The sequence below is a fragment of the Paraburkholderia bryophila genome, from assembly GCF_003269035.1.
In the GTDB taxonomy this organism is placed as follows: domain Bacteria; phylum Pseudomonadota; class Gammaproteobacteria; order Burkholderiales; family Burkholderiaceae; genus Paraburkholderia; species Paraburkholderia bryophila.
Genome location: NZ_QLTK01000047.1, coordinates 1 through 17,023, shown reverse-complemented (window position 1 = coordinate 17,023; position 17,023 = coordinate 1). Strand labels below are relative to the sequence as shown.

The following is a 17,023-nucleotide window of genomic DNA, read 5'->3' as shown; positions in this document are numbered from 1 at the left end:
CAGCTACGAGCGGCCTGCAAAATCAATTCCAATTCATCATGCAGCTCCAGAAGCACGAACCGATCGCCCATGCGCTGTTCCCGACCGCGGCATGTATCGCCGCACTATGCTTTATGCATGGCACAGCGCTGGCCGATTGCATCGACGACGCCGCGGCTTTTCAACACGTCAACGTGAGCCTGATGCGCGGTATCGCCCAGGTCGAATCGGGCATGCAGCCGAATCGCGTCAATACCAACAGCAATGGCACGACCGACATCGGCCTGATGCAAATCAACAGTTCATGGCTGCCGGTACTGGCGCGCGAGGGCATTAGCGAACAGAGCCTGTTCGATCCTTGCACCAATGCCTATGTCGGCGCGTGGATTCTGTCGGAGAACATTCGTCAGTTCGGGCCGAACTGGAACGCTGTCGGTGCCTACAACGCAGCCTCGCCCGATAAGCGCCTGAGCTATGCGCGCAAGGTCTATGATGCGGTTCAATCCATCTCCGCTTCGCCGGATTCATCCATGCCTATTCTCCCGCCTTCCTTTACGCCGCCGCAGACTTACAGCCCGTTCACGAGCCTCGAGATCACGCCCGTGCAGAGCGGCCGCCCTCGCGCCGCCGCACCGGCCGGCACGGCCGGCCCGGCTGCCGCTGCGAATGGCGCAACCGGCGTAAACGGTGCGAGTTCCACGATCGCGGCCTCGGCGGCGTACAACTTCGGCTGGACCGTCACCGGCGCGGATCAGGCAAAACCCATGCAGGTCTTCGACGATGGTTCGAAGGTGTTCGTCCAGTTCGTCGACATGAAGCACATTCCGGCCATTTTCGCGGAGACGCCGAACGGGCGCGTGCTGTTGCGCTGGGATCTGCAGTTCCCGTATGCCGTTATCGCGCGCCCGGAGCAGACGCTGATTTTCCAGAGCGGAACGTTCGAGGCGCGTGCGTCACGGACGCCTGGCACGGCGGCGCAGCCGCCGGCCAGTGCTGCGAGTCGCGATGCGGCGCCGGCAGTTGCGTCGACAACGACATCGAGCCCGCTCGCCACGCCGACGAGTCGCGATCAGAAAACGGCTCGCACAGCCTCGACGGACGCGCTCTGGTACGTCAGCAGTCCGACGACGAGCAAGCCGCAGCCTCAAGCGAGCGCGGCGCAGGCAGCTCCGTTACAAGCAGCGACGGAACCGCGGAGCGCGCCACCTCCTTCCGTGCCGGCACCGAAAGCCAAGCCCGCGCCCTCGACTGACGCGCTTTGGTATATCAATGCCAAATGATTGCGCGCTGTGAGCGTGTGGTTGTCAGCGGAGAGGCCGACGTGCCACGGTCGCGGCTACGCTAACCCGTTTGCCGCCACAACGTATTACTCCTCGCGACAAGGCTTTCCAGATTCGAAAGCCTCATCAAAACTAAGCCGCACTCCCCAACCGCGCAGCCCACGCTTCGAACTCCGCTAACAGCGCGGCTAGCGATTCGTCATTGCTCGCTACGCGTTGCGCGCCGTGAACGATCGAGATCGACGCATCGAGATCGCCCGGTTGCGTAATCGGCGTGGCTTGCTCACTTCGCCTGAAGACTTCTTGCGCCTGTTGCCACGCGTCGTCGGCGCTACGATTGCATTCCGCGGCGAGATAGCTCGCGTTCAAGGTCTCTCCCGTCAACGCGACTAGCGTCTGATCGAGCGTTGCGCTATTGCCGGGCGCCCAATAATGTTCGGCGAGCAGCGGCCCGACCGCCGGGTTGTCGACGATATAGCCGAGCGAGCGGATCAGATAATCGCGTGTTTGCGCTGCGGCCATCTTTGCCAGCAGATAGCCGTGGTAATAAACGGCGATGTCGTGATAGATCGGATGAGGTGTGGCGAGCACGTAGTTGGTATGCCCCGCAACGCCGAGAATGCGCTTCGTCACCGAACGGGCCAGTTCAAGCACCGAGTCCGGCGTGCGTTGCGCGTCGTCCATGTCGTACAGCGCCCATTCGAAATAGGTTGGAACCAGATCGCGCCGTTCCATGTAGGCCAGAAAGGCCTGGCGGGTGTCGACGCGCGCGCGAATCGCTTCTTCCGGCATCGGCTTGCCTGCTGCATCCATCGCGTAGCGTCTCATCCAGCAGGGATCGGCGGGCAATGCGTCGAAGAACTTGGCCTGCGCTTCGAGCAAAGCCGGCGAGCTCGGTGCGAATTCCTGCGAAAAACACGGCGAATTCCGCGTGACGTTGGCGTAATGCGCGGCATGGCCGGCCTCGTGGAACAGCACGTTGAGACCCTGCACACCGGCGCCCGCCTGTTGCGGTCGCGCCGTCGAGGTGAAGCGAACGTCGGCCGGCGTCCAGCCGTCGGTATCGTCGCGATAGCCCGGCGTGGGGGCAATGCAAAAGCCGGTGGGGAATTTGCCTGGCCGGTCCAGCAGATCTATCTCTAACCTGGCACCGCGATACGACACCCCCATGCGGCGAAACGATTCGGCCCAACGTTCCAGTGCTTTCCCAAATGGAAAGTAGACTTCATGCCGCTGTGACGCACCGCCCTGCATCAAGTACGTCAGATTGCGCGGAAGCAATGCCTGCTCGCCGTGTTCCGTCACCAGCCGTTGCAACGATTGTCGATGCGCCTCGCGAGTACTTGCTTCGAAGCCGTCGAAAATCTCGAACAACTGCTCGGGCGTCATGCCGCTGTTGGTCTGCAAGCGATAGTCGAAGAAATTGCGGTAGCCCAGTTCTCGTGCCAATTCGTTGCGCTTGCCGACAATCTCGACAAAGCCGCTCTCCACCACCCAGCGTTCGAGTCCATGCAGCGCTTCGTGAGAACTTTGACGCGCGGACTCGTCCGGGTTGGAGGCGAGATTGCTCCTGAGCGCCGCCGGTGAAGCGTTCTCGCGATGGCCTGTGGCACCGATATGGCTCATGGTGTACGCCTGGCGCCGCGCGTATAGATCGACGTCCCGTTCGACCAGTCCGGACAGCAACTCGGCGGCGCGATCGGTGCCGATCGCATTGGCCTCGAACAGAGCGACCCAGCCACGCAAACCGCTGACGAGCGCATCGCGTTCAGGCGAGGAGTCGGCGGTATTCAGCATCGTCAGATACTCGCGACACTGAGCGAGACGCTCCGCGTCGGCGGAGAACATCTTGCGGCTCAGCGACGCCGCGCCCAGTGCCTCGTGCTCGTCGCTTTGACCGGTGTGAGTGGCCCAGTGGAGTTCGCCTTCGGTGCGCAGCAGTAGCAGATAGTGCTTGTTGAGTTCGTCGAAGAACGCGCGAGCGCTTTGCATGTGAGAGGTCGTGGTTAGAACGTCTGAAAGAGGAGACCGCACGCGTTATTTCGCGGCCCAACGAACCAGCCGCGCATGGCGATGCCGGAACAGAAATTTGACGACGCCCAGCGTGCCACGCTGCCACAGCGGTATTTTTGCGCCGGGCCAACGCAATTCGAAGGTCAATCGGTCATGCACCTCGCACCCTTCACTTGCGTCGCGCACAGTCCGTTCGTGTACCCATGTGCGGATGCCCAGCATGCGCGACGTTTCCTTGAATCTGTACTCGGGTCCGACCACCACCTCGGCCAGCGTCAGGTCGTCGAAATCCACCGGGAGCCAACCGAATGCGAGAAGCCAGCTTCGGCCAAGGTATTGACCGCGCGGTACCTGATCGATCGTCTTGCCACGCAATCCGGATGGCGTGGTCATGCGCAGCCAGGGGAACAATTCGTCATTGATACCTTCCGGGGTCGTCACGCGGTGCCACACGTCGCGCGCGCTTAGCGGCAGCGTCGACTTCTGTTCGAACGTCAATGTCATTTTATTTATGTGGTAATGGCGTTAGACGAGATCAACCCGGTGAATTCATTCACGCCAACGGTACACGTCTCGCAGAAAAACCGGAAGATCCGTCACGGGCGGCGACACGCTCATCTGTTTTTATCGACGTTCAGCCAGGGCATTCGCACGCATTCACCCATGCAACTACGGCGCAATGACCTTTTTCATCGACGGTGCGAGATGCAGCGAAAAGTTCTGCCGCTCATAGAATGGAACCGCATCAGGATGCGCGTCGAGAAACACGGCCGTCATTTCGCGCGCCTGTGCATCGGCTTCGGCATAGTCCATCAGCGCGCGGCCGGCGCCGCTGCCTCGTGCTTTGGCATCCACGACCAGATCGTCGATATGCAGATGCGCACCGCGTGCGAGCGTATGAACCGGCCGCATGCCCATCACGCCGATCAGTACGTCCCCTTCGAATGCGCCGACAAGTTCATAGCCGGTATGCGCCTGGCGGCGTGCCCGTTGCAGGAACTCCGCTTCATCCAGCGAGCGCAACTGGACGATGACGGGAAACGCGCGCGGCCATTCAGCCGGGGTAAGGCGTCGGACATTGACACGGGTGCGGCCACTTGCGCTCATCGCTTCAATCCATTCCGTTTGAAGAGCCCGTATTCTTGCATAAGGCGTCCAGCCCGAAAAACGCGGCGAGTTCCTCGGCGACGCTTTGCGGTTGCTCCTCGGGAAGAAAGTGTCCGCAGTGGCTAATCGTGCAACCCTGAACGTCGACGAAAAACTCGCGCAACGGGGTGGCCATATCGGCAATGGATCCTTGATCCGAACCGAGCGCCAATAAGGGCGTCGGCAGCTTGCCGTTTGCGCTCAACTCGCCGTTCTGCCGCGCGGACAATGACGCGGCGCGATAGTAAGCCAGACCCGCTCGCAAGCCGCCGTCCTTGACGAAAATACGCAGGTACTCGTCGAGGTCCGCGTCGCTGAACGCATGTGGATTCACAGTCTTTCGACGCAGAAACCAGTCGAGATATTCCCGCTCGCGGCCCGCAATCAGCGTTTCGGGCAAATCAGGAATCGTGTGAAACGAAAAATGCCAGGTCCGCCACGCGCGATCCGGCGCCGTGGGGAGTGCGGCGGGCAAGGTGATGCCGGGAATGCCCGCATCCAGCAAAGCGAGCCGGTGAATCTCACTGCCAAATAGCGCCGCATACGGATAAGCGACCCATGCGCCCACATCGTGAGCGGCGAGCGAGTAACGGCTCATGCCGAGTTGCTGAAGGAACCGATGAACCTGCTGTGCCAGCGCCTGGGTGTCGTAGCCGTCCATCGGCCGATCGGAGTCGCCCTGTCCGGGAAGATCCAGTGCAACGATCTGGCAAACCGGCGCGAGCAGCGACATCACTTTGCGCCACGCAAACCAGCTTTCGGGAAAGCCCGCCAGCAGCACGACGACGTCGCCGTTTGGGTTACCGCCGCGCACGTAGTGCAACCGGACGCCGTTGACCGTCTCGAACCGATGCTCGAATCCCGCTAAACCGGCAACCGGTTTCGACAGTGGCACGGCGTTAACGCGCTTCAAACCGACAGGCGAGGCCGCAAATGAATCTGTTGCCGACATGAGAACTCCTTGATCGACGCTGTCCGGAAAGCCGTCCGGCTGTCGTTTGTTGAAGAACAATAAATAGGAAATATTCATTTCCTATTTGGCCAAAAGAAAACCCTCCTCGGTACTGAAAGGAGGCCGTCTGCGTGTGCTAATCGATCAGGCGCATCGCTTGGTCGGCGGCGGCCATCATTTGCGCGCGGGTTCGTCCAGCTTTGCCGACGATTCTGAATCCTTGCGTCACGCTCAGCAGCACGCGCGCGGTGGACGCAACCTCGACGGTGGAAGGAATCGAGCCGTCTTTGTGACCTAGCCGGATCGAATCCCCGAACAACTTTTCCGTACGCTTCAAGGCCGAGGTGATACGAGTGGCCACTTCACTATCGAAGGTCGCAAGATCGGTGGCGCTCCCCACCACCAGACACCCGCGCTCGCCTTCCACCCCGTGAGACGACTCGGCATAGAAATGCAGGATTGCGAGCACCTGGTCCCGGCCCGACGCCGCCGCGCTGATTGAACGCTGCAAGCTCGCCCGACGCATCTCGACGTAGCGGTCGAGCGCGGCAAGGAACACCGCGCGCTTATCGGCAAACGCCTTGTAGATGCTGCCGGCCGTCAAATCCATCGCAACGCCCAGTTCGCCGAGCGACGTGGCGTGAAATCCCCGTTCGCGGAAGATCCTGATGGCGCCATCCAGCGCCATGTCCATGTCGAATTCACGCGGACGTCCAGGACTACGGGGCGCTCTCGGCGCGTGGGTGTGGGTCGTCATGCGGCCAGTATAGGAAATGAATATTTCCAAATCAAGCGATTTCTCCACACCGGCAGTCTGACAAACGGGTTAGCCGTTCCCCGGCAGCCACGCTCCATGAAAGCCCGCAGGAATACGCCTGGGTAGTCGCACGTTCGCAATCGGATCGCCGTCTATCCCGCGAGCGTCGAGAATCACCACGTCGCTCGTATCGCTCGCCCGTCGATATACACACACGAGCAGCCAACCGTCGTCTTCACTCGTCGCTCCGGGGCGTGGCACGAAGATGGGTTCGCTGTTTTGATCCCCTTCCGGCACCGCATGGCGTTGCTGCGAACCGCGTTCGAGGTCGTAACGCACGACGCCGCGCATCTCCGTATTGGTCGGTTGCCAGGCCGCGTACAGAAACCGGTAGGGCTGGCCGGTCCGCGTTTCGTTGATGCGAGGCAGTTCGATGCCGGCGTCGTCGAGCGGCGTTTCGACGACAGTACCGCGAGCGAGATCGATCACGTAACGCCACAACACGCCGAGCGGGTTGTCGAGAAAACCCGCTCCGCCCGGCGACACGCGCAGAAACTCGGGATACCGCACGACATCCAGAACAACGGTCGTTGCACCCACATCGTAGGCGTTCACCACGTGCTGGATCAGACACGGCGTCACGTCGAACCAGCGCATCGCGCCGCCATGACGCGGCATTACACCGATGCGCGCCTGACGCTCGTCGTGCCAGCGCAAAGGCATCCGGTAGCCGCGCGACAGCATCGAAAAGTCGTACGCGACGTTCAGGTCGAACAGAATGCTGCGCGTCGCCGTGATCGCCATGTCGTGGATCATCGAAGGAGACCGGGACGGCAGTTCGATTTCCGTATCGACTGTCGTGTTGCCGTGAGCATCGGTCACGCCGTAGCGCAGCCACGGTTTTTCCCAACCGGCGCGAAACGTCATCAGTTCGCCGCTTCGCGGATCGACCTTGGGATGCGCGTTCATGCCGTGCACGAGACCTGGATGGCGACGGGCCGCGCCGAGCGTGTCGAGTCCGGCCGTGATCGCGAGCGGCGCGCCGCCTTCCGCGAGCGCCAGTATTTCACCGCCGTGAACGAGCACGTTGACATTCGGATTCGTATCGAGCACCCGCGACGTGTCGGCGAAATCCTGCGCCTGTGCCCAGCGCTTCGTGCGTGCCCAGCGATTGCAATAGCGCACGGCACGCCCGTGCTGAAACGAAATGGCATGCAGCATCGCGGCTTCCGGCCACCACGACAACACGTCGTTGCCCGCAAAGCGGCCGCTTAACGGATTGGGACCGTTGCGCACCAGCACGCCGTCGAGTTCCGGCGGCAGCATTCCCTTCACGGGCAAGTCGAAGAGATCGACTTCATCTCTAACCGGCGCCATTGCGCCGGCGTTCAGATCGAGCGTGGTCATGAGCGACCGCCGCGGGCCGGTGAACGCATCGCCATGAACGACGCAATGCAAGCGCGCCCTTTGTGCGCCCCCTGAAAATCGAAGCTTGAACCTGTCATCGCATTGACCTCAAAAAATTGACAATGCGTGATTTATACCCGGATAAATATAATCAGTCAATAAAACCCGGGTAAAATTTAGGAAGCCCCTCCCGGCTTGACGCCGCCCGCCCCACCTTCTAGCATGGTCCGCTCTACAGAACGATCTTCTTCCATGCAAAACGAAGATTCAGAAAAAGGTGGCGGCGTCGCGGCGCTCGATCGCGCGTTCGCGATACTCGGCGCGTTCGAGTCGGGCGAGAAAGGCGTGTCGCTCGCGGACCTGGCGCGCCGCACCGGCTACTACAAGAGCACGTTGTTGCGTTTGCTCGGCGCGCTGGACCACGGCGGCTTCGTGCGCAAGCTCGAAGACGGGCGCTATTCGATTGGCCCCGAGCCGTTGCGGCTCGCGCAGATCTACCAGGAATCGTTTCATGTCCGCCACGTCGTCGAGCCGCTGCTCCAGCAGCTCGCGATCGATTCGGGCGAGACGTCGTCGTTTTATGTGCGCCAGGGCAGCCACCGGATCGTGCTGCATCGTGTCGAGCCGGCCCGCGCTGTACGGGTATCGATTCGCGAAGGCGAGCGCTTTCCGATCGATCGCGGCGCGTCGGGCAAAGTGCTGCTCGCGTTTTCCAGGCCCTACAAGAAAGGTTTCGACGACGTGCGCGATCGGATGTGGGCGGTGTCGTATGGAGAGCGCGATCCGGACACCGCGTCGGTTTCGGTGCCGGTGCTGGGATTGGGAGGGGAACTGGTCGGCGCGCTGACCGTCTCGGGACCGCGCGAACGGATCGGCGCAATCGAGTCGATGCGTGCCGCGTGCAAGCTGCTACTGAGCGCTTCGGCTCGCGCGAGCGCGGCGCTTGGCGGTGATCCGTCGATGTTTGCCGCTAGCCTCAAGCTCGCGGACCAGAACGATTTCGCCGCACCGTAGCAAGCCGCGGCCGGCCATCATCGGTTAGGGATTCACGCCGGCGCGCCTTGCAGGCGGAATACGTTGACCACGTCGCGCAGCATCTGCGCCTGTTCCTGCATCGACTGCGCGGCGGCGGCCTGTTCGACCATCGCGGCATTCTGCTGGGTCGTCTCGTCCATCTGCGCAATCGCCACGTTGACCTGCTCGATGCCGCGGCTCTGCTCTTCAGACGCCGCCGAAATTTCGCTGATGATATCGGTCACGCGCTTCACGGCATCGACCAGCGAATGCATCGTGCCGCCCGCTTTCTCGACGAGCGCCTTGCCGTCGTTGACGCGTTCCACCGAGTCCTCGATCAGGCTCTTGATCTCTTTCGCCGCGTCTGAACTGCGGCGCGCGAGATTGCGCACCTCGCCCGCCACCACCGCGAAACCGCGCCCTTCCTCGCCCGCGCGCGCCGCCTCGACGGCCGCATTCAACGCAAGAATATTGGTCTGAAATGCGATGCTTTCGATCACCGCGATGATGTCGACCACACGCGCCGAACTGTTCGCGATGTTCTGCATGTTCGCGACGACCTCCTGCACGACATGACCGCCGTCGCCGGCCAGCTTCGACGCATTGCGCGCCATCTGGTTGGCCTGCACGGCATTGTCGGCGTTCTGCTTCACGGTTGCGGTGAGTTGCTCCATGCTGGCCGCGGTTTCGCCGAGCGAAGAGGCCTGCTGTTCCGTACGCGCCGACAGGTCGAGATTGCCGGCCGCGATTTCCTCGGCGGCGACCGTGATCGTTTCGGTGCCGCCGCGAATCCGTCGGATCGTATCGGCGAGACGGTGTTGCATGCGCTGCATCGCGAACAGCATGCTCTGCTGATCTTCCTTGCCGAGCGACACCGTGCGAGACAGATCGCCGTCGGCGATGGTTTCCGCCACCTGCGCCGCGTAGGCCGGTTCACCGCCAAGACTGCGCTTCACATTGCGAATGATCAGCACCAGCGCGATCGTGCTGAAGCTGCCCGTCACGAGAATGGTGAGCAGATAACCCAGCAGCGCATTGCGGAACGCCGTGTTGATGTCGTCCACGTAGACGCCTGAAATCAGATACCAGTCCCACGGCTCGAAGCGTTTGACGAAGCTGATCTTCGGCACGTGCTCCGTTTTACCCGGCAGCCGCGCCATATAGTCGACGAAACCTTGCCCCTGCGTCTGGGCGAGCTTGACCATGTCGACAAACAGCAGCTTGCCGTCGGTATCCGCGTAATGCGAGACGTCCTTGTTGCGCAGATCCGCAAGCGTCGGATGCATGATGACGACCGGCGTCGCCGTCGTGATGATCATGTAGCCGTTGCCCGGATAGCGCATCGCCGCCAGGCGCGCCATGGCCTGCTGCTTCGCCTGGTCCAGCGTGAGTTCGTGCTGATCGACAAGCCTCGCGTAATCGGCCACGATGCCATACGCGGATTCGACGACGTTCTGCACCGCCGCCTTACGGTCCGACAGCATGGTCGCGCGCGATTGCCACGCCGCCCAACCGCCCAGCAGGAGCAGACCCAGCCACGTGATCAGCAAGGCCAGCCACAATTTCGTATTCAAGCTCAGTCGGTTCACGCCGTTTTCTCCGTCGCCTGCTAGCGCAAGGTCATATCCTGCGCCCAGCGCAACCTCGCGGGCGTCGTGCGGAATGCGCGGACCGGCAGAGGGTTGTCGCTGTATAACGGCATCACCGCGCATAACCTGAGTCAGGAAATACCTGAAAAAACGGCCTGTTTCGCGCTATCGCTCGTGAGCGGCAAGCTTTCTGAAACCGTGCTTTAAAACTTGCTAGGTGAGATTCAATCCGCCGTCGGAGAGCAAAATCTCGCCCGTCAGGTAGTCCGACGCCACCAGCATGGCAACGGCTTGGGCGATGTCGTCGGGGCTGGCCGCTCGACGCATCGGCGAACGTTCCTTCCAGAGTTGTTGCGCCTGCGTCCAGTCGGCCGTCAGCGGCGTATCGACGAGGCCCGACGCGACCGCGTTCACGCGAATCTCCGGGCCCAGCGACAGCGCGAGCAGGCGGGTCATGTGGTTCAACGCGGCCTTGCTCGCGGCATACGGAATCGAGGCTCCCTTGGGACGTACGCCGGCATGAGAACTCACGTTCACCACGCAGCCGGCGCGACCGCGCCGAGCCGCCGCGCGCAATGCCGACTCCGCCTCGGCCACCAGCCGGAACGGCGCCACGACATTGACCTCATGCAATTCCTGCCAGACGGCGGGCGTCGCGGCGGCCAGGTCCGCGTGCGGAATCACGCGGCTGATTCCCGCGTTGTTCACCAGCACGTCGAGCTGCCCCCAGGCGTCGATGGCTTGCCGGACGAGTCGCACGCGGTCGGCGTCGTCAGCCAGATCGGCCTGAACGTAGATGGCGGATTCAAGCTCGTTTGCGAGGGCCTGTCCCACCTCGGCAGAACTGCGCGAATGCACGACGACGGAGAAGCCGTCGTGCGAAAGCCGTCGGGCAACGGCAGCGCCGATACCTGAGGTCGAGCCGGTGACAAGCGCAACGGGGCGGGGCGTTTTCATGGAGATCCGGTGGTTGGTATTAGAGCTTTTCGCGTGCATCAACAAGCCGGCTATCCTCTCACATCATGCGGCCCGGCTGCGCATCCACTGATTGAGGCCCGCACACAGAACGAGCAGCGCAGCGGTCACGAAAAATACCGGTTGCAGGCCGATGTGCGCGCCAATACTGCCGCCAATCAGCGGCCCGACGACTTGCCCCGTGAATTGGGCCGATTGCAGATAGCCCAAGGTCGTGCCGGAACTTTGTTCATCGACCGAATGGCGCACCAGTTTCGCGATCGAAGGCAACAGGCCGGCAATCGTCATACCCATGACGCCACGCAGCGCGGCCAATTGCCACCAGTGCGTGACGAACGCTTGCGGCAACATCGCCAGCGCCGTGGCGATCAGGCAGCCGATAATCACGTTCCAGCTGCCGACCCGGTCCGCGAGCGCGCCGAGCCGCGGCGCGGTCAGCATGCTGCCGAATGCCGAGCACGCCATCACGATGCCCGCCACGCGCGCGAGATGCGCATGCGGCACGCCCAATCCGCCTATGTACACGGTGATGATCGGTTCGATCGACATGTTGGCGAGCAGGACCATCATCGCCGTGACGAGCAACGCGGGAATCACCGCGCGATTCGGCCTCACACCCGCCGGCTCTTTCACCGCCGCTTTTGCTTTTGCGTCGACGGCGCTGTTGAAATTCTCGCGCACCAGCAGGATCGTCGCGACGGCCGCCACGGCGATCATCGCGCCGCCCACGAAGAACGTGCCGCGAATCCCCACCCAAGTCGGCAGAAAGCCACCCACCAGCGGCCCGATCAGATTGCCGGCCAATGCGCCGGTCGACAGTACGCCAAGCGCCCAACCGGCGCGCTCGCGCGGCACCTGGGTTCCGATCATGACGATCGACGCCGACGCGTAGCCGCCGATCAGCCCCGCCGCGAGACGCAACACGACGAGCTCGGTCACGTTGTGGGCGAGGCCGATCAGCGACATCACGACCGCCATGCCGATCGCCGCGCGCACGAGCATCGGCTTGCGGCCATAGCGACCGGCGAGACGTCCCCAGAGCGGCGCGGTGATGGCGGTGCCGAAAAACGTCGCGCCGAATGCCACCCCCGACCACTGGACGATCGCGCCCGGCGCATGAACGCCGAGCTGCTCGACGTACAACGGCAGAAACGGCAGCAGCATGCTCAAGCTCACCAGCGTCGTGAACGAGCCGAACACGCAGACCACCAGATTGCGTTGCCAGTAGGCGCTGTTGCGGGCCGCGTAACTATGGGGTTCCGACTGCAGCGGCGCTGCGTTGAGGGCGTTGGCGGGAATGGACATGGTGTGTTTCCTCGGGATTGCCGGGAAGCGCGGGCGGCGTGTCGGTCGAAGCCGTCCGCCCGTGGTGTTCCCAATACCTGAAGCATACGCATGGCAACCCATCTAGAAAAATGAATTTATATGATTGGAACGATCTTTTTCGAGGATGCCTCCGTGACTATGCTGCCGCCTGAAAATTGGCGATGTCGATTGTCCGCGAAGCCGAACTTCCCGCGCTTAAAACTGACCAATAGGAGGTCAGCGGTGGAGAAGAGTTCGGTATGGCAAGTGTTCTGCTGGTGGATGACGATCTGGAAGCGTTGGCAGCCTGGAGCGCCTGCTGCGCCGCTGACGGATACGAAGTAACGGTGGCGAGCAACGGCCAGTTGGCGTTGGCCCAGTTCGTCGAGTGCCCCGTCGATATCGTGGTGGCCGACTGGCGCATGCCGGTCATGTCGGGTAGCGAACTGTGTCACCGGCTGCGCACGCTGCCGAACCTACCCGACGTCGCGTTTATCCTCGTTTCCGGCGAGCCCAGTCCGCCCGCCTTCGTCAGCTATGACGGTTTTCTGCGCAAGCCGGTCGAGGGGCCCCTGTTGCTCGCCACCATGCGACGGCTGATCGCCGACCACGCGTCTCACCGACAGGCGCCGCCCGGCAGGGACAAACCGGGCTGACGTGTTGTGCTGACATGCCGCGGGCTGACAAACCGGCCCGCATTCGCAAGCATCTTCAATGCCCGCTTCGGCTGCATCCGCAGGAATCCCGGCAATGCGGCAGTGCCGTGGACCTGCTCACCTTGATAGCTCCGTGCCCCAGGCAAGGTGTCTACATTACGTCGGCGACAGCGTGATTCCGCGATCTTTACGCTGTGACGGTCTTCGATCCGCGCGCCCGTTCGAGCCTGCTTTAACGCTTCAATTGCCGGCTCGCGCAATGTGGAAAACGCTCCCTTTCCTGGAGAAGCACATGGCTCAACAAGGCGTATTCAACCTTCCTCCCAACATCCGTTTTGGTGTGACGGGTTTCGCTAATTCGGCGGGTGTTCAGGCAATCCAGGTCTTCGTCGACAACGAGGTCCGCGCTACGTTCAACGGTCAAAGCACCGACAACAAAGTCATCGGCACGCAAGTGCTCAATTCGGGCCACGGCGCCGTTCAGATCAAGGTGTCGGTCAACGGCCGGCAGTCGGACCTCGTGTCGGTTCAGACAACGCTCGCGAACAAACTGAACTTCGCGCTGGTCGGCTCGGAGGACGGGAGCGACGGCGACTACAACGACGGCATCGCCGTGCTCAACTGGCCGATCGGCTAAGCCGCGCAGCGGTCGTGACGAAACGCGGCGCCGACGATGCTTCGCAGCATCGTCAGCGTCGCCGTTTTGCACGATGGCGATGGCTGCCGCGCGCCTGGCAACGCACGATGCGCGTCAGCTCGTCTCAAGGGCCGCGCCGCCGTCACCCAGCAACACTTCGGTTACCGCCTCGGAAAACCGCCTGACCCGACCTTCGATGATGACCCGCTCCGGCTCCGCCGGATCCCGCTCCACCGGAGGAAGGCCATGAGCCTTCAGTGCGCGAGCGCAGCCGGTCCAATCAGGATTTTCCGATCCGCCCGGCTCGCCGAGCGACGCCCAGGACAGTGTGCCGAGCACGTCGTCGCCATAGCCGTGGCGCTCACGCCAGCTCGCTCCATGCGCGAGCAGAAAGGCGGTCAGCGCGGCGTCGCCACGAAAGACGGCGTGGTTAAGCGCCGTCGCGTCCCAGTCTCCCCCGCGCGCGGCGATCGGCCAGCCGAGTTCGACCATGACCTCGACCGCGGCGCTCGATCCCCATGCCGCGGCGTCGGGCATTAACCTGAACTGGTTGTCCGGCAGCGAGCCAGGCAGCGTCGGATGGCGTGCCTGAATCCGGCGCGCCTCGATCGCGTCGGCGCGACCACACGCCGCGATGAAGTCGTCATCCGCGGAAAGGTCTTCTTCCACGCCCCGTGCGCGCAGTAGCTCCGTGACTTCCGGTAGTCCCACTCGCGTTGCGAGTCGGTAAGCGCTGATGCCGTCGCCCGTTTGCGCGGTCGCATCGGCGCCGGCCGCCAGCAACGCGGCAATATGGCCGCGTGAGCGGCGCAGCGCGATCGCGCGCAGCAGCGGCGTTCGCCAGGTGTGCGTGACGCCCGGTCCGGCCGGCTCGTTGGCGTCGCCGCCATGAGCCAGCAGCAGTTCGAGCGCGGCCGGTTCCGGCATGTCGAGCGCGCGCCACACGGCATTCGTGCCGGCGACGCGCGCGCCATGCTCGAGCAGCAGCCGCGTGCAGGCGGGGTTTTCCAGCGAGTGATAGAGCGATTCACCGTCGTTGGGATCGGCGCCCGCCGTGAGCAGCATGTCGGTGAGAACCGGATCGTGGAGAACGCCAGCCGCGCCGTAGAGGGCGGACAGGGGCTCCGTGTCGTCAGGCGTTGCGAGGGAAGCCGGTGGCAAGCGATTGCCGACGCGCAGGTTTGGATTCGCCCCGGCCCGAAGCAGATACCGGGCGCATTCGCGAAGCGCTGCGGCGAACTCCGGCAGCCGTCCCAGGCATGAGTGGGTCACCGCGACGAGCGGCGGAAGTTTGAGCGCGCCGCCCGCGCGGTTGACCCAAGCCGGGTCGGCGCTCGCGGTTCGCGAGATCACGTCGAGACGTCCCATTGCGCAGGCCGCGTAGGGGTCGCTCGCGAGAAGCTCGGCGTGTTCCCGTAACAGTTGGGCGGCAACGCGCGGCCGCGCCGCGTCGTAGCTGCCGGTCACGTCGCCGCCATAGGCGAGGCTCAGCCAGCGGCGTAACAACACCGCCTGTTCTTGATGCGCGAAAGCGCTGGCTTCGACATACGCGGCAAGATCCGCCCAGGAAGAAAAACCGTACTCGCGTGCGATACACGACTGCGCATCGTGCAGGCGAAGTTGAAGCGCCAGCACTTCGTTCTCGGCGCGGCGCGCGGCGGCGGGAAGATGAAGGACGAAGCGTGCGATCGCGGCAGCGTCACCGTTGCGGTAGAGCCGCAACAGTTCTTTCGCCTGCTTCTTCAAATGGTCGAGATTGGCCTTGGGAGGCAGCGTGTTCATGACGGATCCTCGTGCATTTGATGGCCGAAGGTCCGCAATACCGCCAGCACAAAGGATGGTGAGCCAGGTGAAGCGCTCCTACAGGTGGGTTCAACCCTTTCCGCGGACCCGGAAGCGGCCTGCACCGCTAAACGGGATGCTATGCGATGGGGTGCGGCAGCGTCAATGTCGTGTTCGGCCAGACCGGCAGGTTCGACAGCGCGGCAGGGATCGTCAACAATCGGCGATCTGCATGAACGACGCCGATTGCATCTGGTTCGCCGCAACCGGTCGTGGCGTCGATCTCTTTGTGTGTCGATATCAGGATCAACGTATGAGCCGCTCCGAACGCCTCCTTCATCTTCTGCAACTGTTACGGCGTTATCGACGCCCCGTGAGTGCTCAGGTATTGGCCGATGAACTCGGTGTGAGCATTCGCACGCTGTACCGGGACATCGCCAGTTTGCAGGCGCAAGGCGCCATGATCGAAGGGGAACCGGGCGTGGGTTATGTGATGAAACCCGGTTTCATGCTGCCGCCCATGATGTTCAGCTCGGAGGAGCTCGACGCGCTGGTGCTCGGCATGCGCTGGGTCGCGGATCGCTGCGACAGGACGCTGTCGGCCGGCGCGCTGGGCACGCTGGCGAAGGTCGCCGCCGTGCTGCCCACGGAACTGCGTCGCGAGTTGGAAGAATCGTCGCTGCTGGTGGGCGCACCGCTGAAAAGACCTGCTCAGGAGGTTGCCACCGATCTCCTACGGGCCGCAGTCCGGGCAGAGCACAAGCTCAATATCACTTATGTGGACGGCAGCGGCATTCATTCACAGCGTGTAGTTTGGCCCTTTGCTCTGGTCTATTTCGATCAGGCGCGGGTACTGATGGCCTGGTGCGAGCTTCGGGCCGACTTTAGGAATTTCCGCTCGGACCGGATCTCGGCCGTCGAGAAGCTCGAGGAACGTTACCCGAAAAGACGATCGACGCTGCTTCGCGAGTGGCGCAAGGCCAACGATGCGGCGAGCCGCACCATACTGCCAGAATCTGACAGTGACAGTCATTAAGCTGAGTCTCCTTTTCCAGTCAGGAGCTCACCATGAAGTTCGCCTCTGTTCGCGTTGTCACCCGGAATCTCGAAGAAATGGTCGAGTTTTACCAAAGGCTTTCCGGTATCGAGGCCGCGCGGCCGGCCGAAGGCTTTGCCGAAATACGATTCGAAAGCGCGGCGCTTGCGATTTCGTCCGAGCAGTTGATCCAGCGCTTTAATGTCGGGGCGGCCATTGCGGCCGCGAATCGGTCGGCGATCCTGGAGTTCGAAGTGACGGACGTCGACGCCGTGTTCGACCGGATGAACGCGTTGGGCACATCCGTCGTCATGCCGACGACGTTGATGCCGTGGGGAAATCGCTCGCTCCTGTTGCGCGACCCGGATGGGAATCTCGTCAATGTGTTTTCCCGGCCTTAAGGGTCGAGCTTGTGTGAAAACGCGCTGATCGCCTAAACTGGATTAACTCATTCAGCATGGGTGACCGGATGAAGCGATTCATAGAAGGTGAAGA

Annotated in this window: 16 protein-coding genes; 6 read left to right on the top strand and 10 right to left on the bottom strand. The window is 62.7% G+C overall.

Translation table 11 applies throughout. From position 1 onward, the window contains the following. Positions 1-38: 38 nt before the first annotated feature. A complete protein-coding gene (locus tag BX591_RS34385) occupies positions 39-1,259 on the top strand; it encodes a lytic transglycosylase domain-containing protein (protein WP_111935758.1) in 1,221 nt (406 codons plus the stop codon). Positions 1,260-1,391: 132 nt separating this feature from the next. Here the strand turns inward: BX591_RS34385 and BX591_RS34380 are convergent, their stop codons facing one another. From BX591_RS34380 to BX591_RS34355, 6 genes are all read right to left on the bottom strand, one after another. Beyond that, positions 1,392-3,251 (bottom strand): M3 family metallopeptidase, encoded by a 1,860-nt coding sequence (locus tag BX591_RS34380; protein WP_111935757.1) that lies wholly within the window; start codon positions 3,249-3,251, stop codon positions 1,392-1,394. Between the two features lie 45 nt (positions 3,252-3,296). Next, positions 3,297-3,776, bottom strand: a complete 480-nt coding sequence (locus BX591_RS34375) for an SRPBCC family protein (protein ID WP_111935756.1) — start codon at positions 3,774-3,776, stop codon at positions 3,297-3,299. A gap of 165 nt (positions 3,777-3,941) precedes the next feature. Continuing rightward, positions 3,942-4,379, bottom strand: a complete 438-nt coding sequence (locus tag BX591_RS34370) for a GNAT family N-acetyltransferase (RefSeq protein ID WP_111935755.1) — start codon at positions 4,377-4,379, stop codon at positions 3,942-3,944. A 4-nt stretch (positions 4,380-4,383) separates the two neighbouring features. After that, a complete protein-coding gene (locus BX591_RS34365) occupies positions 4,384-5,370 on the bottom strand; it encodes an alpha/beta fold hydrolase (RefSeq protein WP_111935779.1) in 987 nt (328 codons plus the stop codon). A gap of 136 nt (positions 5,371-5,506) precedes the next feature. Then, positions 5,507-6,064 (bottom strand): TetR/AcrR family transcriptional regulator, encoded by a 558-nt coding sequence (locus BX591_RS34360; protein WP_111935754.1) that lies wholly within the window; start codon positions 6,062-6,064, stop codon positions 5,507-5,509. Positions 6,065-6,196: 132 nt separating this feature from the next. After that, entirely contained in the window at positions 6,197-7,534 is a 1,338-nt protein-coding gene (locus BX591_RS34355) for a carotenoid oxygenase family protein (RefSeq protein WP_111935753.1), read from the bottom strand. A gap of 252 nt (positions 7,535-7,786) precedes the next feature. Between BX591_RS34355 and BX591_RS34350 the strand changes: the two genes are divergently transcribed. Further along, on the top strand, positions 7,787-8,548 hold the full coding sequence (locus BX591_RS34350) for an IclR family transcriptional regulator (RefSeq protein WP_111935752.1): 762 nt from the start codon (positions 7,787-7,789) through the stop codon (positions 8,546-8,548). Between the two features lie 32 nt (positions 8,549-8,580). On the opposite strand, the gene BX591_RS34345 is transcribed toward BX591_RS34350, so the two are convergent. From BX591_RS34345 to BX591_RS34335, 3 genes are all read right to left on the bottom strand, one after another. Continuing rightward, positions 8,581-10,137 carry a methyl-accepting chemotaxis protein gene (locus BX591_RS34345; protein ID WP_111935751.1) on the bottom strand — a complete coding sequence of 519 codons (1,557 nt, stop codon included), beginning with the start codon at positions 10,135-10,137 and terminating at the stop codon, positions 8,581-8,583. Positions 10,138-10,350: 213 nt separating this feature from the next. Beyond that, entirely contained in the window at positions 10,351-11,094 is a 744-nt protein-coding gene (locus BX591_RS34340; RefSeq protein ID WP_111935750.1) for an SDR family NAD(P)-dependent oxidoreductase, read from the bottom strand. 63 nt (positions 11,095-11,157) lie between these two features. Further along, positions 11,158-12,417 carry an MFS transporter gene (locus BX591_RS34335; RefSeq protein ID WP_111935749.1) on the bottom strand — a complete coding sequence of 420 codons (1,260 nt, stop codon included), beginning with the start codon at positions 12,415-12,417 and terminating at the stop codon, positions 11,158-11,160. 260 nt (positions 12,418-12,677) lie between these two features. On the opposite strand from BX591_RS34335, the gene BX591_RS34330 reads away from it, so the two are divergent. Then, complete coding sequence (locus BX591_RS34330) at positions 12,678-13,073, top strand: response regulator (RefSeq protein ID WP_111935748.1); 396 nt, start codon at positions 12,678-12,680, stop codon at positions 13,071-13,073. A gap of 292 nt (positions 13,074-13,365) precedes the next feature. Further along, a complete protein-coding gene (locus tag BX591_RS34325) occupies positions 13,366-13,710 on the top strand; it encodes a fucose-binding lectin II (protein ID WP_111935747.1) in 345 nt (114 codons plus the stop codon). A 114-nt stretch (positions 13,711-13,824) separates the two neighbouring features. Here the strand turns inward: BX591_RS34325 and BX591_RS34320 are convergent, their stop codons facing one another. Beyond that, entirely contained in the window at positions 13,825-15,492 is a 1,668-nt protein-coding gene (locus BX591_RS34320; RefSeq protein WP_111935746.1) for an ankyrin repeat domain-containing protein, read from the bottom strand. 313 nt (positions 15,493-15,805) lie between these two features. Between BX591_RS34320 and BX591_RS34315 the strand changes: the two genes are divergently transcribed. Both BX591_RS34315 and BX591_RS34310 read left to right on the top strand, forming a co-directional pair. Next, positions 15,806-16,528, top strand: coding sequence for a helix-turn-helix transcriptional regulator (locus BX591_RS34315; protein WP_111935778.1), 723 nt, complete (start codon positions 15,806-15,808; stop codon positions 16,526-16,528). Between the two features lie 32 nt (positions 16,529-16,560). Continuing rightward, on the top strand, positions 16,561-16,929 hold the full coding sequence (locus BX591_RS34310) for a VOC family protein (RefSeq protein ID WP_111935745.1): 369 nt from the start codon (positions 16,561-16,563) through the stop codon (positions 16,927-16,929). Positions 16,930-17,023: the final 94 nt, after the last annotated feature.